This window comes from Leptospira ainlahdjerensis, assembly GCF_016919175.1.
Lineage (GTDB): Bacteria > Spirochaetota > Leptospiria > Leptospirales > Leptospiraceae > Leptospira > Leptospira ainlahdjerensis.
Map to the genome: position 1 here is coordinate 1 of NZ_JAFFPU010000069.1, position 24,847 is coordinate 24,847.

Annotated in this window: 30 protein-coding genes and 1 pseudogene; 17 read left to right on the forward strand and 14 right to left on the reverse strand. The window is 35.5% G+C overall.

What is annotated here, in order from left to right; all coding sequences use genetic code 11:
* Window positions 1–542 precede the first annotated feature (542 nt).
* The gene (locus tag JWG45_RS17165; RefSeq protein ID WP_232380741.1) at window positions 543–1,118 is read left to right on the forward strand and encodes a hypothetical protein; all 576 of its coding nucleotides are present in this window, start codon (window positions 543–545) and stop codon (window positions 1,116–1,118) included.
* Between the two features lie 12 nt (window positions 1,119–1,130).
* The gene (locus tag JWG45_RS17170; protein WP_205280852.1) at window positions 1,131–2,027 is read left to right on the forward strand and encodes a hypothetical protein; all 897 of its coding nucleotides are present in this window, start codon (window positions 1,131–1,133) and stop codon (window positions 2,025–2,027) included.
* Window positions 2,028–2,470: 443 nt separating this feature from the next.
* Here the strand turns inward: JWG45_RS17170 and JWG45_RS17175 are convergent, their stop codons facing one another.
* The 3 genes from JWG45_RS17175 to JWG45_RS17185 form a co-directional block, all read right to left on the reverse strand.
* Window positions 2,471–2,800 (reverse strand): LIMLP_19325 family protein, encoded by a 330-nt coding sequence (locus JWG45_RS17175; protein ID WP_205280853.1) that lies wholly within the window; start codon window positions 2,798–2,800, stop codon window positions 2,471–2,473.
* A complete protein-coding gene (locus JWG45_RS17180; RefSeq protein ID WP_205280854.1) occupies window positions 2,793–3,104 on the reverse strand; it encodes a hypothetical protein in 312 nt (103 codons plus the stop codon). Before JWG45_RS17180 ends, JWG45_RS17175 begins: the two co-directional genes overlap by 8 nt.
* Window positions 3,105–3,417: 313 nt before the next feature.
* A complete protein-coding gene (locus JWG45_RS17185) occupies window positions 3,418–3,570 on the reverse strand; it encodes a hypothetical protein (RefSeq protein ID WP_205280855.1) in 153 nt (50 codons plus the stop codon).
* Between the two features lie 83 nt (window positions 3,571–3,653).
* Between JWG45_RS17185 and JWG45_RS22280 the strand changes: the two are divergent.
* From JWG45_RS22280 to JWG45_RS17200, 4 genes and pseudogenes are all read left to right on the forward strand, one after another.
* Window positions 3,654–3,833, forward strand: a pseudogene (locus JWG45_RS22280) (helix-turn-helix domain-containing protein); the annotation flags it as partial.
* A 42-nt stretch (window positions 3,834–3,875) separates the two neighbouring features.
* Entirely contained in the window at window positions 3,876–4,046 is a 171-nt protein-coding gene (locus tag JWG45_RS22285; protein WP_232380755.1) for a hypothetical protein, read from the forward strand.
* Window positions 4,047–4,124: 78 nt separating this feature from the next.
* On the forward strand, window positions 4,125–4,730 hold the full coding sequence (locus JWG45_RS17195) for an LBL_2463 family protein (protein ID WP_205280857.1): 606 nt from the start codon (window positions 4,125–4,127) through the stop codon (window positions 4,728–4,730).
* A 30-nt stretch (window positions 4,731–4,760) separates the two neighbouring features.
* Window positions 4,761–5,654: an LIC10906 family membrane protein gene (locus JWG45_RS17200; protein WP_205280858.1), complete on the forward strand. Its 894-nt coding sequence runs from the start codon at window positions 4,761–4,763 to the stop codon at window positions 5,652–5,654.
* Between the two features lie 19 nt (window positions 5,655–5,673).
* Here the strand turns inward: JWG45_RS17200 and JWG45_RS17205 are convergent, their stop codons facing one another.
* From JWG45_RS17205 to JWG45_RS17215, 3 genes are read right to left on the reverse strand one after another with little or no spacing between them, the layout of a single operon-like run.
* Window positions 5,674–6,918, reverse strand: coding sequence for a Y-family DNA polymerase (locus JWG45_RS17205; RefSeq protein ID WP_332476725.1), 1,245 nt, complete (start codon window positions 6,916–6,918; stop codon window positions 5,674–5,676).
* 22 nt (window positions 6,919–6,940) lie between these two features.
* Window positions 6,941–7,354 carry a LexA family protein gene (locus JWG45_RS17210; protein ID WP_205280860.1) on the reverse strand — a complete coding sequence of 138 codons (414 nt, stop codon included), beginning with the start codon at window positions 7,352–7,354 and terminating at the stop codon, window positions 6,941–6,943.
* A 52-nt stretch (window positions 7,355–7,406) separates the two neighbouring features.
* On the reverse strand, window positions 7,407–8,120 hold the full coding sequence (locus JWG45_RS17215; protein WP_205277152.1) for an SOS response-associated peptidase: 714 nt from the start codon (window positions 8,118–8,120) through the stop codon (window positions 7,407–7,409).
* Window positions 8,121–8,336: 216 nt separating this feature from the next.
* Here JWG45_RS17215 and JWG45_RS17220 point away from each other — a divergent pair, with 216 nt between their 5' ends.
* The 11 genes from JWG45_RS17220 (at window position 8,337) to JWG45_RS17270 (ending at window position 19,304) form a co-directional block, all read left to right on the forward strand.
* Entirely contained in the window at window positions 8,337–9,254 is a 918-nt protein-coding gene (locus JWG45_RS17220; RefSeq protein ID WP_205280861.1) for a hypothetical protein, read from the forward strand.
* Between the two features lie 227 nt (window positions 9,255–9,481).
* Window positions 9,482–10,444, forward strand: a complete 963-nt coding sequence (locus JWG45_RS17225) for an HNH endonuclease (protein WP_205280862.1) — start codon at window positions 9,482–9,484, stop codon at window positions 10,442–10,444.
* 47 nt (window positions 10,445–10,491) lie between these two features.
* On the forward strand, window positions 10,492–12,672 hold the full coding sequence (locus tag JWG45_RS17230) for a hypothetical protein (RefSeq protein ID WP_205280863.1): 2,181 nt from the start codon (window positions 10,492–10,494) through the stop codon (window positions 12,670–12,672).
* A 309-nt stretch (window positions 12,673–12,981) separates the two neighbouring features.
* Window positions 12,982–13,245 (forward strand): hypothetical protein, encoded by a 264-nt coding sequence (locus JWG45_RS17235; RefSeq protein ID WP_205280864.1) that lies wholly within the window; start codon window positions 12,982–12,984, stop codon window positions 13,243–13,245.
* 371 nt (window positions 13,246–13,616) lie between these two features.
* Complete coding sequence (locus JWG45_RS17240) at window positions 13,617–14,153, forward strand: hypothetical protein (RefSeq protein ID WP_205280865.1); 537 nt, start codon at window positions 13,617–13,619, stop codon at window positions 14,151–14,153.
* A complete protein-coding gene (locus JWG45_RS17245) occupies window positions 14,146–14,529 on the forward strand; it encodes a hypothetical protein (protein ID WP_205280866.1) in 384 nt (127 codons plus the stop codon). The genes JWG45_RS17240 and JWG45_RS17245 overlap by 8 nt, the downstream gene beginning before the upstream one ends.
* Window positions 14,530–14,967: 438 nt before the next feature.
* Complete coding sequence (locus tag JWG45_RS17250) at window positions 14,968–15,270, forward strand: hypothetical protein (RefSeq protein WP_205280867.1); 303 nt, start codon at window positions 14,968–14,970, stop codon at window positions 15,268–15,270.
* A 253-nt stretch (window positions 15,271–15,523) separates the two neighbouring features.
* Window positions 15,524–16,804 carry an AAA family ATPase gene (locus tag JWG45_RS17255; protein ID WP_232380742.1) on the forward strand — a complete coding sequence of 427 codons (1,281 nt, stop codon included), beginning with the start codon at window positions 15,524–15,526 and terminating at the stop codon, window positions 16,802–16,804.
* A 10-nt stretch (window positions 16,805–16,814) separates the two neighbouring features.
* A complete protein-coding gene (locus JWG45_RS17260; RefSeq protein ID WP_205280869.1) occupies window positions 16,815–17,435 on the forward strand; it encodes an RloB family protein in 621 nt (206 codons plus the stop codon).
* Between the two features lie 181 nt (window positions 17,436–17,616).
* Window positions 17,617–17,922: a hypothetical protein gene (locus tag JWG45_RS17265; protein WP_205280870.1), complete on the forward strand. Its 306-nt coding sequence runs from the start codon at window positions 17,617–17,619 to the stop codon at window positions 17,920–17,922.
* A gap of 20 nt (window positions 17,923–17,942) precedes the next feature.
* Window positions 17,943–19,304: an HNH endonuclease gene (locus JWG45_RS17270; RefSeq protein WP_205280871.1), complete on the forward strand. Its 1,362-nt coding sequence runs from the start codon at window positions 17,943–17,945 to the stop codon at window positions 19,302–19,304.
* 128 nt (window positions 19,305–19,432) lie between these two features.
* Here JWG45_RS17270 and JWG45_RS17275 read toward each other — a convergent pair whose 3' ends face one another.
* The 8 genes from JWG45_RS17275 to JWG45_RS17310 form a co-directional block, all read right to left on the reverse strand.
* On the reverse strand, window positions 19,433–20,797 hold the full coding sequence (locus JWG45_RS17275) for a hypothetical protein (RefSeq protein ID WP_205280872.1): 1,365 nt from the start codon (window positions 20,795–20,797) through the stop codon (window positions 19,433–19,435).
* A gap of 139 nt (window positions 20,798–20,936) precedes the next feature.
* Window positions 20,937–21,374: a hypothetical protein gene (locus tag JWG45_RS17280; RefSeq protein ID WP_205280873.1), complete on the reverse strand. Its 438-nt coding sequence runs from the start codon at window positions 21,372–21,374 to the stop codon at window positions 20,937–20,939.
* Window positions 21,371–21,709 (reverse strand): hypothetical protein, encoded by a 339-nt coding sequence (locus tag JWG45_RS17285; RefSeq protein WP_205280874.1) that lies wholly within the window; start codon window positions 21,707–21,709, stop codon window positions 21,371–21,373. The genes JWG45_RS17280 and JWG45_RS17285 overlap by 4 nt, the downstream gene beginning before the upstream one ends.
* Before the next feature lie 41 nt (window positions 21,710–21,750).
* Window positions 21,751–22,431, reverse strand: a complete 681-nt coding sequence (locus JWG45_RS17290; RefSeq protein ID WP_205280875.1) for a hypothetical protein — start codon at window positions 22,429–22,431, stop codon at window positions 21,751–21,753.
* A 45-nt stretch (window positions 22,432–22,476) separates the two neighbouring features.
* Window positions 22,477–23,028 carry a hypothetical protein gene (locus JWG45_RS17295; protein WP_205280876.1) on the reverse strand — a complete coding sequence of 184 codons (552 nt, stop codon included), beginning with the start codon at window positions 23,026–23,028 and terminating at the stop codon, window positions 22,477–22,479.
* Window positions 23,029–23,970, reverse strand: a complete 942-nt coding sequence (locus JWG45_RS17300) for a hypothetical protein (RefSeq protein WP_205280877.1) — start codon at window positions 23,968–23,970, stop codon at window positions 23,029–23,031.
* Between the two features lie 83 nt (window positions 23,971–24,053).
* Window positions 24,054–24,515, reverse strand: a complete 462-nt coding sequence (locus JWG45_RS17305; RefSeq protein WP_205280878.1) for a hypothetical protein — start codon at window positions 24,513–24,515, stop codon at window positions 24,054–24,056.
* A gap of 1 nt (window position 24,516) precedes the next feature.
* Entirely contained in the window at window positions 24,517–24,822 is a 306-nt protein-coding gene (locus JWG45_RS17310; RefSeq protein WP_205280879.1) for a hypothetical protein, read from the reverse strand.
* Window positions 24,823–24,847 lie beyond the last annotated feature (25 nt).

The window sequence follows — 24,847 nt, forward strand, 5'->3', positions numbered from 1 at the left end:
CTATTCGGGGAGCTATGAAAATCTTTTTTCATTGTTATTCGCCAAAAAGTTCTATAGAAGAAGGAATCTTGTGTTAAGGACCGGAGCTGAGAGCAAGGTCCGCGTAGCGGAAACACCCGAATAGCGAATGTCACGGGGAAAATTGCTTACGAACCAACTGCAATCACTACCAAGAAACCGGCTATGTTAAATATCAAATATTATAGTTACCTAATTATAGTATTCATTTCTTTTATTTTTCTCTATTCCGCCGAAGAAGAAAAAAATAACGGAAGCACGGAAATTGAAATTAGAGAAATGGTCAAAGCTTGCAATAAGAAATTAGATAAATGCCTTAGTAAATGTAATGAGGATTACCCCAAAAGACGAGATTTTCGTGGTCCAAAATGCAGAGATTACTGTGTGTTACAGCATAAGGAAAACTGTATTCAACCAATTTACTACAATTCCGGTAGGTTGCATTAAGCAAGAAAGTGATTCACGTATTGCCCATCATCCTCGTGAAATCAATTATGCAAAGGAGCCGATCAAGGTAAGTAGCTATGAACGATACAAAAATTATGAGTTTAATAGGGGATCAGAACGAATCTAAGAAAAATAATAATTTTTCTAAAAAATTATTATTTATTCTAATAATAATTACGCTATCACTTCAAATAGGATGCATTAAATCGCTCGGTAATTCAGTAGAAGAAGACCACTCAGTTATCTTGTCTTTAATTGGGTATGTCTTAGTTACGACCCAGCAGGGGCCATGCGGAAAATATGTGACCATAAGTTCTAAGCCACAGAATCTAAACTTTGTGTCTTATGTGAGTGCTGGAGTTAATTATTCAGGTGCAATAGTTTTTATGCCGAATGTAAAGACGACGAATCAATTAGTGTTATGTTCAAATTCGAATGTGAACTTTTATCAATCCGCTACCTTCGTAATAAGAAAAGATAACAATTGTAGCGTTGGTATAACAAATAATCCGAAGGTTAATAATGTGCTCGGAACGAATGCTTTGACCGGGAATTGCTATTCATATCCAATTCAAATAGATGGTTCATATACCTTGTCAGTCTTTATTGAAGGAAATGGTTTTCCAAATGATGCACAAGTCTATTTGCAATGAAAATAGGCGGAATTGAATTCTAAGATAAAAAATGAATCTCTTGACGATAAAAAGGAATTTATGAAAATTAAAAAAAGGCTGATATTATTCTTTATTCTGAGTTGTGTTACTCTGCAAAATTGTAAATCAAATGACAGAGACGATAACACTTCTCTGTTGGCCTTGCTTTTTACGTCGAATTACGTCGCAGGTTGTGCAACACCAAAAATAACGACGTCCGATTTGCCGTTAAAGTTTATTTCTTTTTCGATATTAACCACCCCGTATGTCGGCGGCTTGGCTTATGTAGAAAATTTAGAATTCGGGCGAAGGATAAATCTAAAAATGACAACCTCGGACCCGACTAAATACTCGCCACTTTTCTATAAAGCAAATAGTCCCTGTGATGTTCCTCAAAACTATTTTAATTTTGTGTCTTCATATCGATACTTCTTGGCTCGGGGGGCTAACATAAATACGACCGTTACTCCTTTAACTGGAAATTTAATGGTGATCAGCTCCTCAAAATTTAGTCCTAAAGTTATTCCAACAGATATTTCGGTTTCTTTGGATTCAAAGGCAATATGTAAAACTCCAGTCATAGCAAGCACGATAATTAAACCTATGCCATTTGATTTCGAAGGGGCAACTTCCATAGCGATTGTAAAAATCGAAAATTACGTTCCGAATCAACAAATAACGCTCACGTCGACTACTACGAATCTTGGTAGTTTTGTCCCGTTGGCCGTTCCGGGAAGCGACTCATGTTTTCCGACTTCATTCAAGGATATCCCTCTTACTTTTAATCAAGTCAACGCAAATCAAATCAGTTGGTCTTCTCCAACCGCTTCCGGTCCGATCACATTGCTTTTTCAATACCCTGACAGCACTACTTCGGCTCCAGCGGATATTCAAATCCAACTTCAATAGTTTATTGATGGGAATTGACTGTGAAGACTGCTCGTGAATTAAAGCAGAATCTTGTTATAGTGCTACTTATTAGTCTGTCTTTTTTTTGTAGAGAGACTCGGTATAATTCGATTCCGAAAAGATTAGATTTGGAAAAACTGTCCAGCGCAGAAATTACAAGTAAAGAAAATGAAAGACAGAGATTGTGTTATAAAGAATTGGATACTTGTTTTTCAGATTGTAATCAACGATTCCCAACAAATCAAAGGCCAAATCATGTATTTAGAGGAAGTTGTCGGGATTCTTGCGTTTCTAAGCTGAGAGAATCGACGGATTGTTTGATATTTTATGAATCGATCAGAAAGTGAAAACATCTCTTATTGAAAAAGGTAGAGATATTGATCCTCGAATTAAAGGTTTGAAAAGAATGAAAACTACGCCTGTCAAGATAGATCTTTTAAAACTTACCTCTCCCCGTTTGAAAAATAGGAATCCAAGTCAATAGAAGAGGCGGAGATTGTATTTCGACTTCTCACAAATCTCAAAGCTGTCCGGTAGCCTGAATATTTTAGAATCGCTTTACGATCTACGGGGCTTAGGTCAAGACCAAATAATTTCTCGTGTTCATCTAAATCATTTTCATTTAGTTCAACAGCTTTTAAATTCAAGAATTGCCCGCTCATTTTCCCCTCCATAAATCCAATCAAATAATGGCTCAAATAAAATAAAGGAATAAGAAAGCTAAGTTCACTCATCCTCTGTTTAAAATATCTGAATAAAGAAACTTTATTCATTCTTAATTTTCTTTTCTCGGGGTTCACGGATTGGTTTTCTTCCATGCTGAATCCCGAGTTTTGTAAGAATCTCTAAAACACGGGGATGGTTAGATTTACCCATAAATACATGAAAAACAGTGTAGTAGGGGATCCCGAGCGGCTTTAAAATACGCGCGATCTCAGCAATCGGCTTTTTCATCCTTGCGATTTTCATACATGCTTCTATTAATTCATCTTTTGAAAGTTTTCGGATAGAATCGGATTCTGATCCAGTTTCTGATTTTGAATCGTTCTCAGGCATTGGTCTTTGAGAAACACTCAATCATACGCCCATTCCTCAAGACCTTGGTCATCCAACCAATCATGGTAACGTTTTAGCAAATTCCGTTCTTCTAAATAATATTCCTGGAGAGCGCACCTTGTAAGAAGGAGATCAATAGTCTCCGCATCGCTTCGGGGTTTTCCGTCGGAATTCTTTATATCTAAGAGCTTCATGCTAAGTTTTAAAGATTCGAGTTTGTACCTAGTCATTTGCGAAAACCTTAATATCTAAAAATTTTGTTCTTATCGTTTTCTGCATATTATTCGGACTAGCTTTCATATTCCGTGCTATGGACGCTTAACGGACCAATACTTCACAATCTTCCTTGAAATGGAAAATCCCCAACTAAACTAAGGTTGGCCAGCATCGATAAATTCTTCTTTGGTAAGAGCCACGAAGCGGAACGCGACAGTTTTAAAATTTCGTTAAATTCTTGCTCTTTCAAAGGGGTCATTGCTAATTCCATATAGTTTTTTCGGGATAGAATCAGTTGAAGTATGAATTGTATTATACAATTCGTCAAATTAAAAAATTGCCATATACAAGAAAATGACAGATCCAGAAGTATTAAAACGCCTTAAAATTGTTTTTAACCACCTAAAAACGGCAAAAAAGCTAAATCAAAAGGAGCTTTCTTTGAAATTCGGGGTTTCAGAAAGCACGATTACTCGACTACAGAACGGCGAGAACGCGATTACTACTAGGTTTCTGACTCAATTAAGAACTATGTTTGGAGTTTCGCAAGAGTGGGTAATTGACGGAAAAGGAGATATGCTCCTTCCAAATGAGAGTTTTGATCAAAATTTTGAAGAAGATCTAAAATTACTTCGAAGTATTCGTAAAAAGTCAGGTTTAGGAGATTTAATAGAAGTTTTATTAAAACTTTCCGACCGGAACTTATCCGCGATCAAGGCGTTAGCGGAAAAATTAGATCCTAAGTGAGCCAGCTAATTTTTTTTTGAAAACAAAGTAAGAAATTATCTATTTGAGTTTTTGGTCAAATGTGACATAATTCTCATTATGTCACAAGTATTAGAAAGGCTTGCAGTTAAAAAAATCATCGGCCTGGAATCTCCGGATATCCTCCAAAAAATCAAAGACTTTGTTTCTAAAATATACTTAGATGCGGGTTATACCGATTCACCTTGGAAAAACGTAAACTATGATCTTTGGTCTACTTGGTTCTACGTTGAAGAAAAAGAGGGATTGCTCGCCGCGATGAGAGTAACCGAAAAATTTCCCTGGAATTTTATTCCGCTCGAAGTCGCCTTTATTAAAGGAAATGAATTTCCACCAAAACGATACGGTGTTATTGAAGAGAATGTTGCGGATTGGAATTCGGTAGCTTTCGTAAAAAATGCGAAAGGTGGTAAGGCCGCAAAGTTAACTTTCATTGAAACGGCTAGATATTGTGTGATGAAAGGTTATGATATGGTATATGGAATGTATAATCCTAAGTTATCCGGTATCGAAAGGATTTACTTCCGAGAGGGAGCGATTGAATCTCTGAGATATACAGGCCCCATGTATTTTCCGGGGTTCTATCTTAATGGCGAAATGTCTTGGTTTGAAGTAGTGGAAATTGGAAAAGAGTGTTTACAGAAAATTGCCTCAAAATTAATATAACTAACATATTTTTGAGGAGAATTTGTCGTTTTGATTAGCACTGGTATCGGGATATTTGCTTTCTCGCTGGGATTGTATGTTCGAATTTTTGCGCCGAAAGGTCTGGTTCGAAATTACTTTTTCTACCTGACAATTTCTCTTTCATTATGGATGCTTTTTCTTGGACAAAGAGGATCGTTTGGGCTTGAATATCGAAATATTCTTATCAATTGGACTTTGTTGCCGATTATCTTCGCTCCTTACTTATTGCATGAGGTAGTTTCTTCTTTATTAGAGATTAGACGGAGTAGCATATTTAGAAAATTTGAATATACTTCTAATTTTATACTTTTATTATATTTCTCAATTGTGATTTTGAGTTGTAACGTAGTCAAGATTCGGGAGCCAGAGGTTTTTTCTTATACCCCTACCTGGAATTATCATCTAATCATCGGTTATTGTTGCTTTTACATTCTCATCTCCTGTTTTAAAGCATTCTTTTCGATCTTTAAAAGTCGAGGAGACGAAAGAGTGAAAGCTTTTTTATTATTTTCTGGTATCATCATTTCTCTTACCGTTTCATTGGTTTTTGTTTATATTTTGCCATTGATCGGCTACTTCTTAGCATCGAAATCTGCCTTTGGAATAATTATTGCTTCGGCCTTTTGGACTATTGCAATTTTACATTACGACGCCTTTAGCATACGCGAGAATATTTTAGAGGGGAATCCAATTCCGATATTAACTCGTTTATCTTCTTCTTTTTTCTTGGTCTTGTTTAGAATTTTGGATCCAAATGAATATTATATGAAGCTCTTGATTAGTAAGGCGAATGTCGTTTTAAACGTAACTTCTAAAAACCACGAACTTGCAATGCGAACTGATTTAGAAAAATTTGAACGCGCCGAAATGGTAGCGGGAATCTATCAAAATCGTATAAAATAAAGGCTTCTACTACTTTTAATTAGACCTTCACAACCGGGATCTCATCCCAGTTATGAAGCGGGCTTTTTGACTGAAAGTCCCGCCGCATTCTCCAGTTCCGGAATCCGAATCCGGTAACTGCGGTTCTGATTTTTCCTGAATAGAATTTAGAGTTTATCTCCATAACAGCTTCGGTAGCACAATCGGCGTTGCCTCTATAAAACAAATCCTGTTGACGTTTGTTTTCGTTGGTTAATTCAGAAAGCATCACTCCGCTCTTTTTGTATCTGTAGCCTTCTTTGAAAATTGTTTTCACTCCGGCTATACAATAGGCTTGGAGTTCAAAAAGATCCCGTGTGGCGAAAGGAATTTTCATATAAATAGTTTCTTCATATTGAATATCTTCTTTTTGAAACGGGTCCGTTCGAATAAAAACGGATAAGGCTTGTGCGTATCTGCCTTCTTTCCAGAGTTTCTCCACCGCGCGAGAGAGATAAGTAGTAGTTGCTTCGATCACGCTTTGTAAATCGGAAACGTAGTCTCCGTATGCCCGACCGACGACGATTTCTTTTTTCGGAGGAGGGGAATGTTCCATACCATAGCAAACGGTTCCACGCAGTTCGTAAACGAGCCGAAGGCCAACCACAGTCATTTGTTTTCGAATCCAGTCGTCGGGGAGCCTTGAGAGCTCCAGTGCGGTCTTTATATTGCAATCTTCCAAAAAACTTGCGTAGGCCGGTCCGATCCCCCAAACGTCGGAAGGTCGAATTTTTGATAAAATGGATTCGCGCTTTTCGGGTTCAATTCTAAAGACCCCTTGGCTTTCTAAATTTGATTTAGCGATTTTGTTTGCGACTTTTGCAAGAGTTTTGGTTGGACCAATTCCAACGCATACTGGAAGTCCTAACGTCCTTTGAATTGTTTCTTTGATCTTGTGTCCGAACGCGACGGAATTCTCTTCCTTGATGAATCCAGTGAGTTCCAAAAAACATTCATCGATCGAGTATTGCTCCACTTCCGGGCAGAGTAGTTCAAGCACTCCTCGAAACCGAAAACTCATCTCTCCATAAAGCGAATAATTGCTTGAAAGAGTAACCAAGCGGCCGGTCTTCAGTAACTCCGTCGCTTTGAATATAGGCATTCCCATTGTGATTCCTAAAGCTTTGGCTTCTTCACTCCTAGATACCGCACACCCGTCGTTATTCGAAAGTACGACGAGAGAAATCTTTTCTAAATCCGGACGAAAAACCCGTTCACAAGAAACATAGAAATTGTTCACATCCACTAATGCGAAGATCCGTTCTCTTTTAATACCTGTGAATGACAAAGGTTATAATTCCCCAAATTTGAAATTCGGAACTCGGTTCGATGGAAAGAATCATTCCCGTTGAGTCTTGTGTTAGAAAACAAAGTTGTCCGTCGATCTTACCTAACATCCTCAAAGCGAAGCTCCCTTCATGCGTTACAATAGCCAGTTTTCCGGAGGAAGGTGGTATCGAACGATCGATGACAACGATATCGCGATCGTGGATATTAAACTCTTCCCAGGAGTGACCTGCGATTAGCATATAGAATGTTGAAAGAGGGTTTAATTCGAGTATATCGCGCGGATCGAGTTTCTTTCGTAAGTAATCGTCGGCTGGACTTGGAAAACCAGCATGTAACGGCGTTCGAAGAAGTGGAATCGTCCTATTGAGCTTTAAATTTTCTAAAAGAAGCATATATTTGTATGCTATACAAATATATGTATTTATAATTTCGGATCAAGCCTTTTTAGAAAAGCGTATCTCTTTTTTCTTCCAGGGAAATTTCTTTCAGGCATTCCTCGCCCTCTAATTTCTTCTTAGGAGACAATAATAATTTTGAAACAGGGTAGGCGTGCATTAAATCCGAAGGATAAATTTGAAAAAATGGAGAGATCTGAAGCTTAGTATTTAATTTTGAATCAAGCCAGGCTTCGTAATTCTCCGGAGGAAGAATTACAGGCATTCTTTGTTTTGGGTGATATTTGGTAAAAAGCTCGTTAGAGGGAACTGTGATGATCGAAAAGGTTTGGATCCGTTCGCCGGTTTCCGGATTTTTCCAACGAGAGTAAATCCCAGCCATTCCGAATGGTTCGTCATCATTTAATCTAAGCGCGTAGGGCTGTTTCGATCCACTTTGTCCGATGGATTCAAATACAGCATCACAAGGGATAATACACCTGGAACTTAAGATAGGCTCCTTAAAAGATTTAAGCTCGAATATGGTTTCTGATTTCGCGTTGCCGGTCGCATACTGAAAAGAATCCTTTAGGCTCTTCGACCAAGGGGCAACCAACCAAAACATCGCATTCTCAACAGTGTAGTCGGTGCCAGGTTTTAGAATAATAAGGGCGCCTTCCGTATATACGATATTGAAACGACTTCTGCTTTCATTTATATCCTTTGCGAATTGGAAGGCTTTCGCCTTGGACCAGCGATTGGATTGAGCGAATCTACTACACATAACGGATAAAAAGAATATCAGAATCCTTTAATAATACTGCAAAATAAATTCCTAAATTATATTTTTCTATAAAACCCATTGAGATTGTACCTAAATATTCCTTGAAAGAGGGATGTCATTTTTTAAATTTGAATGGCGAGGGAGTAGAATTTTGTCTTAGTTTTGTGGGAAGTAAAAGGCAGGACTCAATTTCGAAATAAGAATTAAAAGGAATTAATGAAAAATAAATTCAAATGTTTCATAGCCGGGTGCTTTCTATTTAGCAGTATCTTGATTGCCGAAGAAGAACAAATAAAGACTGAAAATCAAAAACCAAAATTTGAACCGAAATATGAATTAATTCTTCGAAGACAATCGTTCGCAATCGATCCACTCGAATCAAATTGGTTTGAGGAAAAATATGCTTTCTACATTGGTAGTCGCAACAAGCGCACTACAAGTATTTATTTTGGATTAAAGTTCTTCTTACCCAAAATCAATTCTTACATAGAAACAAATTTCTTCGAATTGAAAAAATCGAACTTAAGCAAAAGCACGTTATATTGTTCGAACGACGACTGCTATGTAAAAGATTATAGTATTGGTAGTTATTATCGATTCGATTCAGAGCTTAATTTGATTTGGAATGTCTACAGCGATAAAGTTGGAATTGGTGGCGGCTTACGATATATAAATTCGAATTTAAGTTTGAATCAAAGGGATTCCTTTTTCTTGTATTTAGGATCTCATTCTTACGGACCTCAGGTATCTTTGCGATTTCGAACTCCTGCATTTTATGATTTTTATCTTTCTGGGAAATTTAACTACTTTTACTTATTCGGCGACTTGGTGCTTCGAAACGGATATCGTGATCCCCGTAGCTTTTTGGGGTACAACGATATAGATAATGAAACAAAATCGACTTATATCGGAAAGGAATTAGAAGTCGTTTTAAACTATTCTATTTCAGATCAAATCGTAATATCCTGGGGGGCGGGGATTTTAGGAGCTGTGGCAAAGCCTAAATTGAAGGATATTCGATCATTTGATCCTTCAAATGATTTATCAAACAATTTGAGACTTCGAGTTTACGGCGGACAAGAATATGTAGATTATATTTATAACGCATTCTTACAGGTTAGTTTTAAAATTTAGAAATAGAAAAGTTTAGCTCGTTTATGGAGCCTGATGCGTAAAGAATGAATGGATACTCTCAAGAGGGTAGTGGACGCTCAGCGACAGAATTACATATTATCGGAAGTAAGAAAAAGCGCAATATTCGCAAAAGTCATGAACTTTTTCTATATACAAATTAGATATATTTCTAATACAGAGATCCGCGATTTAGAAGATTTAATTTCTATACTTGAGAAAATAATTATATGGAAAATTCACGCGAATTTACGGAAAAATATAGCCCATTGTTGGGGTATTGGATTCCAGGGGGGATAATAAATGAAAAACCTAAATTCGTCATTCACGAAATAAAAGGTGTATGCAGATATTGTAATTTAGAAATACCAAAGACAACGTTTAAAAAAATAGCTCATCCAATTCCTGAATTTCTTGGAAATAGACTTTATCATTCTAAATCTGAATGTGATCGGTGCAATGAATACTTCGACCAAAACTTAGAAAATCATTTTGCAAATTATTTAGGGATAGAGAGGACATTAACGGGTACGAAGGGAAAAAATGGAATTCCAACATTTCATCAAAATGATAAAAAGCTATTTGTTAGGGAAGACGGTCATAAAAAAATGTTAGTTGGGATCGATACTTCTGGAAAAAATGTAGAAATTGATCTTGAGAAGAAATTAATTGAGTTCACCACTGTAAGACCGCCGTACGTTCCATATGCTGTTTTCAAATGTCTTGTTAAAATTGGTTTTTCGCTTTTACGCCAAGACTTTTTAACAAAAATTGAATCTACCCGCAGATTTCTAATGGATCCAAGTTTGGAAAAAAATGGCGGCGTATTCATTCCTCGGGTTTACTCTTACTATATAAAGAACGCGACTGATGATGTTATGATTGAAGTTTTTCAGAGAAAGGACATTCAAGATAGGACGATTCCATTTTTAATTATTCGAATATTTTTAAGGTATCATTTTTTCCAGAGCAGTATTCCTAATTTCGAATATGATAATCATGAATTGAGTATGGATGTTCTTTGCCCTGGCATGGAAATTACAAGGCCTGAAATATTAGATTTATATGGAAAGTCAATCGTTAAAGATTCAGTTCAGAAACAAACAATGCGATTTGAAGGCTTTCAGTCCGAGGTCCCTTTGGAGCAAAATAGACTTCTAAAATATTTGAATCGAAAAGAAGGCAATCGTTGAGCGATGCTTTATTTTATAAAATCAATAAAAAATAGAGAGACAGTAGAATGAAGAAAAATGAAAAATCAACACTCCCTTTAATAAGTTATTCAGTACTTACTACCTTTCACGATCAAAAGAAGGATTTATTAGAAGCATTTCTCCCGTTCGTCGAATATGGGATTTTTAATATTGGAAAGGAATACATTGATATCAAAGGATTGCGGGCTTTCATTGAAAGGCATTATTTTATTAATTTTCCTATAAATACACTTACAACGTTACTAAAAAAATTAGCAAAATATGGAATAATAAAACAATTCGAAAATTATAATAAAATTCAAGTGCTGGATGCATCAAAAAATATAACCGAATATAAAAATCTCTTTGAAGTCTGCGGTAGAGATAATCGAATGTTTGTTTCGGAATACAAAAAATTTTCTCACTTAGAAAGTAGTAATGATGATGAAATATTTGAAAGACTAAATGAATTTATAACATATAGCATTGATCAAGTTAATTTGCTAAGTGAATATGACAAGTCTGTAATAACGGACATGAGGTTTGTTAGTATATCCGATTTTATCCTTCATATAAAAGCGTATAGCAATTCGTTGTTTGATATATTTAAAAAATTATATTATGGTTATCTATTAAGTAAAATTACTGATATAAATCAGATTTCCTCGGCTAAGGATAAGGGAAGTCAAATGTCAGTAATCTTCGATTCGAATTTTATTTTTCGCCTTTTAGAGTTGCAAAATCCATTTTTTAATGAAGCCTCTTTGGAATTATATTTTATTCTAAAAAAAGAAGGTTATGAATTATGCACTTTCAAGGAAATAATTGAAGAAGTTAGATCTGTATTAGAAAATCTACAAATAGCACTTATGAATTCCTATATTCCAGAAAAGATGAATGAAGACGATGCGAATCGTCTAGACGGGGTCCAAGGAGGATATTATAGAAAGATTAAAACTATTACGAACCTACAAAAACTAATACAAAATTTAGACGAAAGTATTAAATCCTTGAGTATAACCATTTTATCAGCCGATTCACTTAAAAATATCACAGCTGAAGGTGATTTTTATGATAGTTTATATAATTCTCGATTAAAAAAGTCAAAGAATAATAAACCAAATTACATGACTGATGAAGAATTTCTATATACGGGATCAGAAAAAAAAGAAGAGCATTTTTTAAAGAACCTAAAGAAAAAAGTCGAACTTGATTCCAAAATTGTAAAATTTATAAACAATAAACGAGATGGAAAAGTGTATAATTTTTCCATCTCGAAGTATATACTACTTTCTTGTGATAAATCTATATTTAGAACTAACTACAATTTTCATCAAAATAGTATTCCAGAGGTTATTTCCGAAGAGCTCCTTACGAATACTCTTTGGATCAGGAATCCAAATAAAATAGGAGATGCTTCGATTGATTTAAGTCTTTCGGCATTCCAAAGCTCTAAATATATTTCATACGAATCGATGGTTTCCGTCTATAGTACGATCGAAAATTATATATCTACAAATCCTATTGAAGCTTCTTTTATTGGTGATATATTTTCGAATCAATACATGATTTATAAAATTAATAAAATTGAGCAACAAGAAGACGATAACCAAAAAAATAAATCTTTATTAATTTTAGTACAGGATTTAGTCGATCAGAACAAAAGAAAATTGCAAGCAGACGCAAATACATTGATAAAGGAAAAACAAAGAAGCAAACAATTAGAAAAAGAACTTCAAGTAAGTATTAAATCAAATTCAGAAATTAATAAAAAAAGAGAACGCGACAAAAAAGAAATAAGTAAATATAAAAATCTTTATAGGCATTATTCTAACAATTCAAATAATGATTTCACAGAAAAACAAAAATATATTTATATAATACATTCATTAATAATAATATTTACGAATTTAATAACAATTTATGCAACTAAAGATTATTGTATAAGGTTCTTTGGCGGGTTCATTAATTTGAATTATAATGAAATTCAAGAAAATTCGATGCTCGCTATTCCTGAACTTTTCTATTTAACTTTCTCGATTATATCAATCGTTGATTTGAAGCTGGCTATTGCAGAATATTTATACAGGAGTCAAATGAGTATTGTATTTGTGAAATACTATATTAAAAAAGCAGGAGTTATTTTGTTTTACCTTGTTGTTACTGTCTTAGTTTCGATTTTAATAGGAATATTTATAAACCTATATACCAGCAAATCTTCGGGTTAAAATATGGTTATTTATTTAAATTAATACAGCCCATTGATTATATAGGTAATAGAATCATTTATTGGAAAATCTAAAAATACGAAACGCCTGTGTATAGCTACAACGAGTAAAGTTTAATCCATTTCTCCGTCACTTTCGTTATGCGTGATTACTCGACTTTATTTTAAATAAGTATTTCAGTGGAGTCAATTTTAATTGACTATATATTTAGATAGCAGACTTGATGAGTCAACAAAGTTGTCGAGGGGTCGGGATAGTGTTTATATCAAATAGTATGTAACGACGAATGAATTAGCAGCTGCTGTCTCAATGGGAATAATTGAGGATTTTAGAACAAATAGATTTACTTTTCCAGGAATTCCAGGCGTAAGTGTATTCGAAATCGAGAAAGAAATTTGGGAGATTAAATTAACTTTGGCTGATAATTTGAATGTTTATGATTCTTTTGTATTGCCTAGTAAAGACGCTATAATTGCCGCAAAGAGTTTTTGGGATAGTAAGAAAACTAATGGCGATTTATTTAAATTGGTTCAAAATTCAATAGTTAATCTTGAAAAAAAATACGGAAAATAAGATTTATATTGTTATCTATTACAATCTTGGAAGACGAAAGTCCACCGGGCATAACTGTGACTTTCTTTCTTAATTCGTTTTCGATTTGAAATTCATTTTTAAAAAAGATTCACTCTCAAATGAGACATAATCTGGATGCGACAGAATTTACATTCCCGGAAGCAGCCATTCAAAAATAAAAGAAGGAATTTCTGAATTTAGATATAATTTGCATTCGTTAATCTTTTGAAAAAGTAGTGAATATGCGAATAACGGTAAAATTAAGTTAGGCGCCATAATTAAAAATGTGTAGAAATCTAAATAAATAGAAAATCCTTTGGTTAGCAAGAAAGCTTACGTTTCTAAATATAAAATTTCCATTCAAACAGTCAATGCTACTAAAATTTATTAAAGATTTATTTTTTGACAAATGGAATCCTTTTGTCCTTACAGTTAATGCTATGTCTGTGATTTCATTAATTATTTCCCATAAAGAAATAACTTCATGGCCTTTAGAAAGAACATTGTTTTTCATTATCGTTCTTACTCTTGTAAATCTTTTATATAGGCTTATCCTTATCACTTATAAATTTTACCGTTTGTCAAATGAAGAGGGTATATCAGTTGAAAGGCTTATTCAAGGAGAGGGAATTTTTAAAGGGAATAGATTGATTCAAATTCAAAACCCTTTATCGTTCTCAGTTGATCAAATAGTTACTTTATTTTGCCGTAGTTCTGGAGCGATTCAACCTATCTCTCTTCTTAAGATCGTTGATACGAATGCTTCATTCGCTCTTTGCATTGCTTTGGGAGATAGTGAAATGAAAAAAATAGAAAAGTACTTCGAAGAGGAGTCTCGAAAGAAGGCTCTATTTGTATCAAGTAAAGTAACAGAAAAATATTTATCAGAAGGTGCTGGAAATGTCTGAAAAGATAATAAAGGTTGTCGATATCAACAGTCCATTTCAAGTCATCCTAAATGTTGGTAGTGATGACGGTATTAAAAATGGCGATCGTGTTTTAATCTACGGACTGGGGAAAGAAATTAAGGATCCTGATTCTAAGGAAATCATTGAACGATTAGAAGTAGTTCGTGGGAAGGGGAAGGTAATACACACTCAAACACGAATTTCTACTGTTGAAAGTATAGAAGTAGAGGAAACCCCAACAACTATCAGAAAACGCAGTAATTCTTATTCCAATCTTTTTTTTCCGGGAGAAAGCGAAGAGACTGAAATCAGAAGAACTAAGCTTCCTTTTGAAGAAGTCCAGATTGGAGATCTAGTAAGATTCTTTAAAAAATAATTACGGCGCCTAACTTCGTTTATCACGCTTGTACAAGTATGCTCAATAACAAAGGGAGGATTGTTTTTTGAAGCTCGCTGTGTGTAGGTTTAGTTTTTTACATTTGCAGACTTGAAATTATTTTCTATATTGGAACGTTAGGTGCTTGACTGTTTTCGCTACTTTTAAAATTCGCGCTTTATTCATCCCTGCGGCTTATATCGAACTCGGCATTTTTTTCATAGATTGTTTTCCGGTTTCAAACAACACTAAAAAACAGAAAGCGGGTCCGTCCTGGAAAGACGGTTCCGCTTTTAAGAGTGTTTGTGCCACAGTTAGGAGCTGGAGCCGATTTTGTTTATTAAAAATTGAACAATTAAACAATAGGCCGGATTGACAAATCTGTCAATCGAAGATTCTAACTGCGGCACTCCTCGCTAAATTTAAGGAGGCCAATCTATGGCATATAAAAACATAGGGATAATCCAAACCCTTCGCGATGATTTTTCACAAGAGTTTGGATTATATCAAAATCCGACGAACAAAGAAATCCATTTCGTTAGAGTGACCAAAGACGCTTACGGTAAATATCTTCCGACTGATTTTTGCTCAGTTTGTGAACGGATTTACTTTGGTAAAAGGGTTACTTTACTTCCAGGAGAATTTGAGAAAGGAAAAAAGGCTTTTGCTGAAGCTTATTTGAGTTTCGGAAGAAGACTTTGTTCTTCGTGCGGAGCGCGGTTCTTAGCTTCAATTTTATAAGAATATAGGAAGGGGGAAGCCTTCTTTTCTCCTTCCTAATCCGATTAATGGAAACAGGTCACTTCCGATAATGACTATTATGTCTCTTAAAATACAGAAAAGAGCAAAAAGCGCATTAAAGACGAATTAAATAGTGATATAAATAATTGCTTGCAATTTAATGCGCGATATGGTATAAAATTGTCTAAATTTTATGTTATTACAATTTACAGTCAATAATTTTAGTTCTTTTAAAGACGATGTGGTGCTCTCAATGATTCCTGCCAAAAGCCGATCAATGAAGGAGCATATTATTAAAGATGTTGTGGGAAAATCTACAGAAGCACTTCCCTTAATAGTCATCTATGGAGCTAATGCAAGCGGTAAAACAAACTTAGTCAGAGCTTTTCGATTCCTCAGAAAAATTATCTTACAAGGAACCCCTGCTGATCAAAATATTCAAATTACTCCGCACAAACTTGATCCAATTACCGAAAAAGGTGCAACAAAATTTGAGATAATATTCAAACACAATAACGTAGTATATACCTACGGATTTTTGTTAAATTCTAAAATAATCTTAGAAGAGTGGTTATTTGGATATTACACATCGCAAGAGTCAAAAATTTTTGAAAGAATTACAAAAGAAGATGATGCAATTGTTGAGCCGGGTCAACGGCTAATCTCTGACGTTGAAAGTGCTGATTTTATTAAATATGTAGCAAAGGGAACGCGACCAAATCAACTATTTCTAACAGAAGGAAATGATAAAAATATCAAATTATTTAAGCCTGTTATTGAATGGATGCGCGAGAAATTAATAATCATTGGTCCGGATTCGCAATATCGATCTTTAGCCTTTCGGGCTTTTAAAGATAAAAAATTTATAGAGTATCTATCTAAATTTCTGCAAGTCGCTGATACTGGAATTAATAAGATTCAATGTGAAGCCGAAGTATTTGATCCTGATAAGCACCTATCTGGATATCCAGCACAATTTAAGTTAAAAATTATGGAAGATGTAAATTCAAAATCATCGCAGTATATATCCATTGGTACGCCCGATACAAAAGCGGCAATATCAAAGAACGAAAAAGACAGCTCCCTTACGTTCCTCCGATTAAAAACTGAGCATACTCGGACAGACGGGAAAGCAGTTCTTTTCGACATTAAGGAAGAATCTGATGGAACTCAAAGGTTAATGGATTTAGCTCCTATGTTTGTGGATATGGGAGATGAGTCAAGGGTGGTCATCATTGACGAACTTGATAGGAGTCTTCACACTCATTTATCAAGGCTTTTTATTCAGTCGTGTCTCGAAAGAGTCTCTGAAAAAAAAGCTACTGATCAATTTATCGTAACATCGCATGACACTAATTTACTTGATCGCAGCTTACTGCGTAGAGATGAAATATTATTTATGGAAAAGGACAAAGCAGGAGCAAGTCATTTATCTAGTTTATCCGAATATAATGTTAGCGAAGGATTGAATTTTGAAAATGGATATCTAAATGGCAGATTTGGTGCTGTTCCAATTATAAAAAATACATTCTAACAACTTAATTATGGCTTTAACTTCTAGAAAAAAAAGACCTTTAAAGAGAGAGATGCTACCTCTTAGGGATGCGAGTTTGATTATAATCGCATGCGAAGGCCAAAAGACTGAAAAGCAATATTTTAATTCCGAAATATTTCATAGTTCAAGATTACAAGTCATTGTATTAGAGACTAAGGATGGCAATTCCGCACCAAAGCATATCTTAGAAAGGCTACGTAAATACAAAGATTCCTATAAATTAGAAGCGAACGATCAACTTTGGTTGATGATTGATGTAGATCGATGGCCAAATGAGCAAATTTCAGAAGTTTGCGGCGAGGCGCTAAAAATAAAAAATACATCTTTGGCAGTCAGTAATCCCTGCTTTGAAGTTTGGCTTTATCTCCATTTCGAAGCGATTAAGCAAACAGTAAATAGTAAAGACATTGAATCGATGCTTAAAGCGAAAATGGGTGGTTCGTATAATAAATCGAATTTAGAAATTGAACACTTTAAAGGTTCTATTATTGATGCCGTAGGGAGATCGAAAGAATTGGATAAAGATAAGGTTAGCGCGCGTTGGCCGGGAAATCCTGGCACTCACGTGTATAAAGTCATTGAGGAGATATGGAAAATAATTAAATCATAGATTAGAGTTACTGGAAGTAGCCTGTTGCATCTTTCAGTGATCTCAAATTCACTCTTTATCGATTTTGCTGAATTAAATAATATGATTTTAAGTTTAAATTTCATGGATTCTATAAATGAAAATATGCAAATTAATTACTATACTTATAGATGTAAAAGAAAATTAAAATAGGAGAATGAAGATGAAAGAAGAATTCTTTGAAAAGGTTAAAAAGGCAAAGGCGGCCGTTGACGATCTCGCTCAGTCGTTAAGCACCACAAATATAAGCGTGCTTGCTTTAATTGCAACTCTTGATAATTATCCTAAGGATATTTTAACAGAGGAAAGGTTAAATCAATGGGATACGCAATACTTAAGTGAAAATAATAAGATTATAGAAAGGTTTGCAAAAGAATTAGAGGCTCAAAAGAATACAGTAGAATTGATATTTAAAAAGAAGGGTGTGGAATTCGTAAAAGGATCAATGCTCGATAGATATGGTTTATAATTAATTCGTAATATTTTTAATTGGCAAATGCTAAGCGTGTAGACTTTGTTTGGAAAACTAAAAATAAATGGGTATTCTATCTGGAATTCACAATCTTAAGCGAGAAGGATCGGATATCATTCGGTTTTGAGGATGAGAATAATCCAAATATTCCATTATTTACAAAGCGTTTTTTTTTAGCTTTGGATGATTCAGAGATCGATTCTTTCAACTTCCTTTCTTTCAATTATTTGCAAACTATGTCGACAGAGCTTCTCAATAGACTGCGGAAGGAAGTTTCTCAATTTGCTGAGACAAATCCAAGTTTAAATAGAGTTGTAGCTTTTCTTAAACGCATACCATCGGGTACACATTTTTATATATTACCATTTACTCCAAGTTTAGAGCAGCTTATTACTTATAATATTAAATTAAAAGTTATGAATTCCCATCCAAAACTAAACCAGGAAGAAACGGTTGAGTTTGTTAACGAAGAAGTTCAACGGGTTCAATCCTTAATTGGCCACACTATAGAAAATTTCGAAATTATTGTAGCTAATATCGGTAGAAAATTTAGGTACGGCGAGTTTGATAGAGCGAAACGTATTTGTCGTTTTTGTAATGGCACAACCTCTACAGGAGTTACTTTTAATTCCGAGGCACATTTAATTCCAGAAGGTATTGGAAATAAATATGCATTTAATAATGAAGAATGTGATGAATGCAATATAAATAGATTTGGACCAGGGATTGAGAAAGATTTCTTGGAATTTTTTGCGTTCTTCAGACTTTTCTATAGAATACGTGGGAAGGAAAATTTTGAAACTTGGAAATATCGTGATGCGCGGGTTTCAACTGAAACAGGCACCATCTCCATTACGATTCAACAAAATGAAATCGGTGAAATTGAGGGAAAGGCTCCACCTGAGACAGTTTCATTGCAATCGTTCAGGCCCATAAAATATATGAATTTATACCGAGCATTAGCCAAGTTTGCTATAGGATTAATTCCTGCTAAGTTTTTGCCGGACTTATCGACAACAATCGATTGGATAAATGGAAATCAAGCTACGGCTACTCTGCCACACATAGCTATATGTATTAATACGGGTATTCACTTTAAAAATGCACAGCTAACTCTTTATATCCGAAAAGAAACGGCCGATAAAAAACTCTGGCCTAGAGTTTTTGTCGAACTCCATTTTGGCTCAATCGCAATAATATTTATTCTACCATTCTTTGATGTATGTGAAGACCAGTTCATAACTCCTTCGAATTTTCAAGACCTATTGAAAAGATTTCGCCAATATCAAGGGGCTAGTTGGAACTACTGGGATTTAAACAACGATATCGAAGCCAAATATGAATTTCAAATTGATTTTCAAAAAAATGGTGATTCGTAAAAGGTTAATTAAAGCGCCTACAAAAGGGCCGAAAACCCAATTCGATCATGAATAAGAATCGTAGATTTTATTGAATCCGGTTCTGGGAGAAACTTTAGACGGTATATTATTAAAATATTTTATAACTATCAATTAGATTCACTCTTTGTCTTCTTGAAAAAGCCGAATAATTTTTTACCTATTGAATCATTAATAGCATTATCTAAAAGCTCTTGATCCCTTAATGCAAATTTGTAATTTCTATCTATTTCTTTCGTCATGTAGTTCTTTAATAAATCCATTCTTAGATATATATTGGCTTCAAATATTTGCTCTGGAGTTAGGCTGTATTCAGCCGAACTTAAGTTTACAACATCTTGGGCTAAAATTGACATTTTAGAAAGAGACATTTTTTCAGCCTGAATATCCATAATTTTTAAGATTAACAATTTCAGAATATAATAACTTGCGGTTATTATACCTGATGATAGTAATACGGATGGCATCTTTAGTATAATTATATCGGACACTTTCCCTAAACTCAGTAACCCTATTATCTCTAATAATGAAAGAGTGCTGTTATAAAGATTTATAGTAATCAATACCATTAATGACATTGGAATTAAAGAAAGGGCCCCATACGCCAAAATATACTGGTTTCCTTGGATTGAAAATGAAGCGTACTCATTGCTATACAAAGCAGACTCATTTTTTAGTATTCGAATTGTGGATTGCTTTTCTACAATTTCATCGCTAAGCTTTTTGTTTTCCCCATCAAGATTTCTATTTTTAGATTCGAGGTCGCTGAACTCGATAGTTCTGGATAATATTTCACTGTTTAATTTTGAAGCTGATTCGGACCTTTCTTGTAGTTGCGTTTCGTAAACGACTATATCATTCTGCAACTTAATTAATGTTTCTTCTGAGGTTCTAATATTATTTTTATTTGATTCGAGCTGGAAAACATTTTCTCCAATAGAGGCATTTAGTCCGTTAAGCTCATTCTCTATCTTAAGCTTTTCGGCTTCGAAGATTTGTTTTTCTTCTATTATTTTCTTTTCTGTTTCTTCTTTAAAAGTTTTAATTTTGCTGAGCGGCTCTAGATTTTCTTCTATTTTGCTCAATGGAATACCATGAAATCTCATTCCATTGATTTTCAACTTTTCCGACGTAAACCAGCCAGTATTGTACGATAAAAAAATCTCAGAAACGATGGTGTTAATTGGAACAGAATATAAATTTTCAGCAGATTCATTTTCTGATAATCTAAATAGTTTCGAGTGATTATCGAATAAGTCTTTACCGACAATACTTATTTTATCCAAACCTAAATTATCTGATGAAATGTCGATGCGACTAAGAAAAAATGGAGTTAATAGTGTAACTGTAATACCATCGGTTCCCACTTTTAGTTCAAACTTTTCTTTGGAGTTATAAAGGACTTTGGCTTCTTCTTTATAACTAACTAAGAAACTCTCTATTTCCTCATATTCAAATTTATCTTCGCTTTCCATCAATTGAATGTCCCTTCTTAAAAAATTATATTGATTTGAGAATGATTACTTATCAAATATTAGAGAAACTAGATAGGCAATCAATAAAAAAAGACCCCTTTCGAGGTCAGCGCGAGTGAGTTAGAAAGGAGAGAAATGATTACTCTGTAGGAGAACTCTTAGGAGGGAAAATAGAGAGGATTTTAGAAATTCCGCCTATTGCCTTAGATCCGATTCCGGAGACGTATAAAAAAATTCCGGCAAATAAAGAGACAGCTCCCCCTATCAAAAAAACAGTAATCCAATTCTTAATAGAGCGCCCGAATTCGGCGTCCGATTTTCTGCCTTCGGCAACCTTCTTCCAATATTCAGAGACTTCTTTCATCTTTAAATAGGCGTCAAGTGCTCGCGCTCGACCGGATTCGTTGTCGATACAAATCTGTTCTAGTTCCGATGGATCCGAAGTCTTTTTCCGACTTGTTTGATTCTCTTTCAAGTTTCGAGTTTCCTTTTTGAAATCAAACACCGGTTCTAACGGAGGAGAAAAACAACCTGTAAAGAAAAAGGCGAGAATGAGTAAAATGAGAACCAACTTCATGGATTCCCTCTCCTCGCTTTTGAGATAAACTCACCGACGGCTTTTAGAATTTCACCGGTTTTAAACCAAGACATGAGAACGATTCCGGAAGTAAGAAAAAGTCCGTGAACACTGACTCCCCCGTAACCTTCGGATATTTTTTGTTCCGGAGTTGTATAGAGAATATAAAGGCCGACCAGAACGAAGAATAGACCGAGCCAAAAGGCTTGGTTACTTCTTCTAAATACGTTTTTGTTTACTATAATAGAATGGTTTAGTTTTGATTCTAATTCACGAGCTTCTTGCGAGTCTGGCTGTAAGTTTAAAACTTCTTTGGCTTTTAGTGGCTGATTCATTCATAAAAAGTAACATGATCCTAAAAATCGGAATTAGTAGTTCACGCATTAGAATCTAAGATATTCTTTATTGAATCTTGATTAAATAGTGCATAACAAAAACCAGGGAATTTTGGGTCCGTCTGACGGGCTTTTAGTTCGGCTCCTTGAAAGACGGAGATAAGAGATAACCATTCGGGGTGATTCCAATAAGCACGAGTTACCGTACACCCAAGGGAACTTACGCCAACGTAATCCTTCTCCATACCTTGCGCGTGAATATTGATTCCGATATAACCTTTGAAGAGGGGATCTAAGTTGTTCCAAACATGATCGCCGTTAGCATCTCGCCGGAAAGAAAATTGAGAGGCTTGATTAAAAGCAATGTGTCCGTGATGAAGACCGATTTTAACCAAATACATCCCCTCTTCTACTCTCGCTTCTCCTTCGGTAACGCCGTATTTGAGAAGTGTTTCTTTGGAAACCTTACCGGGATCCATCGTAACGACTCGACTCCCCCAGGAATTCCCGCCGGGAAGAATATTGAAAAGAACGTCATTGAACTTGTCGAAACGATCGTCGTTCAAAAAGACTTGGTTGTTCTCTATTGAAATCCCTCGAACACCGATTAAGACGTGATTGTTTTCGAAATCTAATCGCGGCCAATTCTTTCTTTCCTCAGTTGACTGATAGCGGTGTTTTGTTTCTTCGATTAAAGCGGGGATAAAATGTTCGTATTCCATTTCCCGATCATTTTCGAGAAATGTATATCGGAGAAGATCTTAGAGTTAGTGATTCTTTACATATTCGGTATAATCATTTAAGTAAAGTTCGATTCGACCTGAGTTGGACCCTGCTCTGTGTCTTTGCAAATCTAAATATAGTTTTACAGCGTCCGGAGAATCCGTCGGAAACTTTATCACCAACCGAATTCCGTTAAACTCGGAAACGTAGTCCGTGAATTTGTGTAAAGCAGAACTGCCGGCCGCGCTGATCGAGCCGTAGTGGGCAAATTCAATCTTAATAGATTCTAAACCGTTCTCTTTTGCTTTTGTATAAAGAGAAATGAGATCTTGGTACAATGTGTCAGATGTCTTTGTAGCAAGCTTTCGATCTAAAAAAATATCAAGCCTTGTGACTTCTCTGATCGATCTGAAATATGGACTCGTAACGGGATACGGTTCTTGATTTTTTAAACTACTTAGTTTTCTTTTCTCTTTGAACTTTTTTAGAACCCATCTTAGGATTTGAGTCAAAATCATAGCGATTGTTCCGATGAGACCCAAATAATTTTGCATGTCCTTGTCTTCTACTTCCGGCAATTTATTAATTTCTCCCATTTATCCGAGCGCACCAAAACTAATTCCCGTATATCTGAGCTTCCCGGTTTTCCACCAATCTTTTAGCTCATTACTGAATTGTTTGATTCTTGCACCGTAGAAAGCGTTTTCCGCCGACATGGTTGTCCCTATACTCTCGCTAATAACCCCGACTGAAGTTGAATAGTTGGCAACCCCGCCGATGATCCCTTCCCCATAGGAAGAAAGAAGGCATATCGCGAAGTATTTGAGAATTTGATCTTTTAAGTCTCTTGGAACGCGCGAAGCATGATCGTAACCGGAAGTATAATCCACTTGATACGCACCCGGTAAGGTTCCGTTTGAACCCGTCATCCCACGCCAGGCTTGAATTCCCATCGTAGGCATAGGCATATTTCCCCAAGGCGCTCTTGTATAGACTGCACGAAGTATTCCAGTTTTGTATTGGATTGTAGCTTTGTGAGTTAGATCAATAAAGGTAGATCCATTAAAGGGGTAAGTAAGAACCCACCTGTGAAGACGACAAAGATTCTTCCTTCTTAGTTTTAGAAAAAAGTTCGTTCCCTTAGAAGAATCATAATCGTAAACATCATCCCATTCTGCAAAGTCTTCGATTTTTCCGATTCGCGGTTCTAAATCATATCTTCCATTCTGTCCGGGTAGAGGTCTGCTTCTCCAAAGTCTCGGATATATATCCCAATCAATTTCGTTTGCAAAAGCGCGCACTGTTTGATCGACCCAATTTTTTAATTGGAAATCTTCTAGTTGAGTTCCGCGAGTTGTCATAAGAGGTTCGTTTCCGAAAAACATGATTCGGCGAAGTTCGTCCGGATGGATTAATGTTCCCCAACTAGGTAGAGACTGAACGCTTGTTTGAAACTCAGGATAAATTCGCGCGGACAGATCGTGGTATTCGTAGTCCTCGGCTTGTGTGTTTAAGTCGCCATCGAATCCGAAACTCATCGGAACTCTCGATTGCGATTTTTTAGAATGTTAGAGTAACTGACTGTTTTGAAATTCACTCATCAAATATAGGAGTTATTGTATTAATCGGAAAAGAACTGCGACTTAGCGAATTCAAGATGATCGATCGGAAGCGAATATGTTTTTCCGGAGGTTAGTTCGCATATTACAGTTTTTCCGTCGTCCGCTACTTGTTTCACTTTTGCAAGCATCCCTCCGACATTTGCTTTTCCTTTTGCGTAAACCCTCATAATCATACCGGGCTTTGGAAGTTTAGGACCAGCACCATACGTTTTTCTTTGTTCTCGCGCTTCGGTTTCAAATGCCTTGTGACGTTCCGTCATTTCTTTTATGAGAGCTTGTTCTTTTTCGTTATGAACGGAAGTATGTTGGATTCGACTTCTTTGATGTTTTGCAACTTCAACTTTCTTTTCTCTGGGAGTTAAAACATCACTTCCGGTTTTCGTATTTCGGAAGGCCATATAATCGCCTCCCTTACCGTGTACGAGAACCTTTTTCTTAACTAAGTTCGTACTTGAAATCATTTCAATGAGACATTGGTGACGCGTTCACCCAAAAACCGGAAACCTCGGTCACTCCTGAAAAAGAAGCTTCGGATACACAGAGCGGAAGGAAAAATTGGAAGTCTCCATTTCCGGAGCGAGAATAATTCGTGAGTTTTTGGTCGGCGTTATTCCCTTTTGCGGAAATTGTCCATCCGCCTAATGAGTGTATATTAGTAATGTAGTAAAGTCTTCCGGGATCATTTAGGATTTCTGAACCTGGAACGGTGAATTGATTTTGATATTGAATACGCCCTATGTCTTGCAGGGTAATCGATTTTCGACTCATACTTCTTATATTAATCAGTAAATCA

What these genes read in the sequence shown, in the direction of transcription:
- JWG45_RS17165 (WP_232380741.1), top strand. Translation starts at nt 543, where the DNA reads ATGAACGATACAAAAATTATGAGTTTAATAGGGGATCAGAACGAATCT.
- JWG45_RS17175 (WP_205280853.1), bottom strand. Translation starts at nt 2,800, where the DNA reads ATGAATAAAGTTTCTTTATTCAGATATTTTAAACAGAGGATGAGTGAA.
- JWG45_RS17185 (WP_205280855.1), bottom strand. Translation starts at nt 3,570, where the DNA reads ATGGAATTAGCAATGACCCCTTTGAAAGAGCAAGAATTTAACGAAATT.
- JWG45_RS22285 (WP_232380755.1), top strand. Translation starts at nt 3,876, where the DNA reads ATGCTCCTTCCAAATGAGAGTTTTGATCAAAATTTTGAAGAAGATCTA.
- JWG45_RS17195 (WP_205280857.1), top strand. Translation starts at nt 4,125, where the DNA reads ATGTCACAAGTATTAGAAAGGCTTGCAGTTAAAAAAATCATCGGCCTG.
- JWG45_RS17210 (WP_205280860.1), bottom strand. Translation starts at nt 7,354, where the DNA reads ATGCTTCTTTTAGAAAATTTAAAGCTCAATAGGACGATTCCACTTCTT.
- JWG45_RS17215 (WP_205277152.1), bottom strand. Translation starts at nt 8,120, where the DNA reads ATGTGTAGTAGATTCGCTCAATCCAATCGCTGGTCCAAGGCGAAAGCC.
- JWG45_RS17220 (WP_205280861.1), top strand. Translation starts at nt 8,337, where the DNA reads ATGAAAAATAAATTCAAATGTTTCATAGCCGGGTGCTTTCTATTTAGC.
- JWG45_RS17225 (WP_205280862.1), top strand. Translation starts at nt 9,482, where the DNA reads ATGGAAAATTCACGCGAATTTACGGAAAAATATAGCCCATTGTTGGGG.
- JWG45_RS17230 (WP_205280863.1), top strand. Translation starts at nt 10,492, where the DNA reads ATGAAGAAAAATGAAAAATCAACACTCCCTTTAATAAGTTATTCAGTA.
- JWG45_RS17235 (WP_205280864.1), top strand. Translation starts at nt 12,982, where the DNA reads ATGGGAATAATTGAGGATTTTAGAACAAATAGATTTACTTTTCCAGGA.
- JWG45_RS17240 (WP_205280865.1), top strand. Translation starts at nt 13,617, where the DNA reads ATGCTACTAAAATTTATTAAAGATTTATTTTTTGACAAATGGAATCCT.
- JWG45_RS17245 (WP_205280866.1), top strand. Translation starts at nt 14,146, where the DNA reads ATGTCTGAAAAGATAATAAAGGTTGTCGATATCAACAGTCCATTTCAA.
- JWG45_RS17250 (WP_205280867.1), top strand. Translation starts at nt 14,968, where the DNA reads ATGGCATATAAAAACATAGGGATAATCCAAACCCTTCGCGATGATTTT.
- JWG45_RS17255 (WP_232380742.1), top strand. Translation starts at nt 15,524, where the DNA reads ATGATTCCTGCCAAAAGCCGATCAATGAAGGAGCATATTATTAAAGAT.
- JWG45_RS17260 (WP_205280869.1), top strand. Translation starts at nt 16,815, where the DNA reads ATGGCTTTAACTTCTAGAAAAAAAAGACCTTTAAAGAGAGAGATGCTA.
- JWG45_RS17265 (WP_205280870.1), top strand. Translation starts at nt 17,617, where the DNA reads ATGAAAGAAGAATTCTTTGAAAAGGTTAAAAAGGCAAAGGCGGCCGTT.
- JWG45_RS17275 (WP_205280872.1), bottom strand. Translation starts at nt 20,797, where the DNA reads ATGGAAAGCGAAGATAAATTTGAATATGAGGAAATAGAGAGTTTCTTA.
- JWG45_RS17280 (WP_205280873.1), bottom strand. Translation starts at nt 21,374, where the DNA reads ATGAAGTTGGTTCTCATTTTACTCATTCTCGCCTTTTTCTTTACAGGT.
- JWG45_RS17285 (WP_205280874.1), bottom strand. Translation starts at nt 21,709, where the DNA reads ATGAATCAGCCACTAAAAGCCAAAGAAGTTTTAAACTTACAGCCAGAC.
- JWG45_RS17290 (WP_205280875.1), bottom strand. Translation starts at nt 22,431, where the DNA reads ATGGAATACGAACATTTTATCCCCGCTTTAATCGAAGAAACAAAACAC.
- JWG45_RS17295 (WP_205280876.1), bottom strand. Translation starts at nt 23,028, where the DNA reads ATGGGAGAAATTAATAAATTGCCGGAAGTAGAAGACAAGGACATGCAA.
- JWG45_RS17300 (WP_205280877.1), bottom strand. Translation starts at nt 23,970, where the DNA reads ATGAGTTTCGGATTCGATGGCGACTTAAACACACAAGCCGAGGACTAC.
- JWG45_RS17305 (WP_205280878.1), bottom strand. Translation starts at nt 24,515, where the DNA reads ATGATTTCAAGTACGAACTTAGTTAAGAAAAAGGTTCTCGTACACGGT.
- JWG45_RS17310 (WP_205280879.1), bottom strand. Translation starts at nt 24,822, where the DNA reads ATGAGTCGAAAATCGATTACCCTGCAAGACATAGGGCGTATTCAATAT.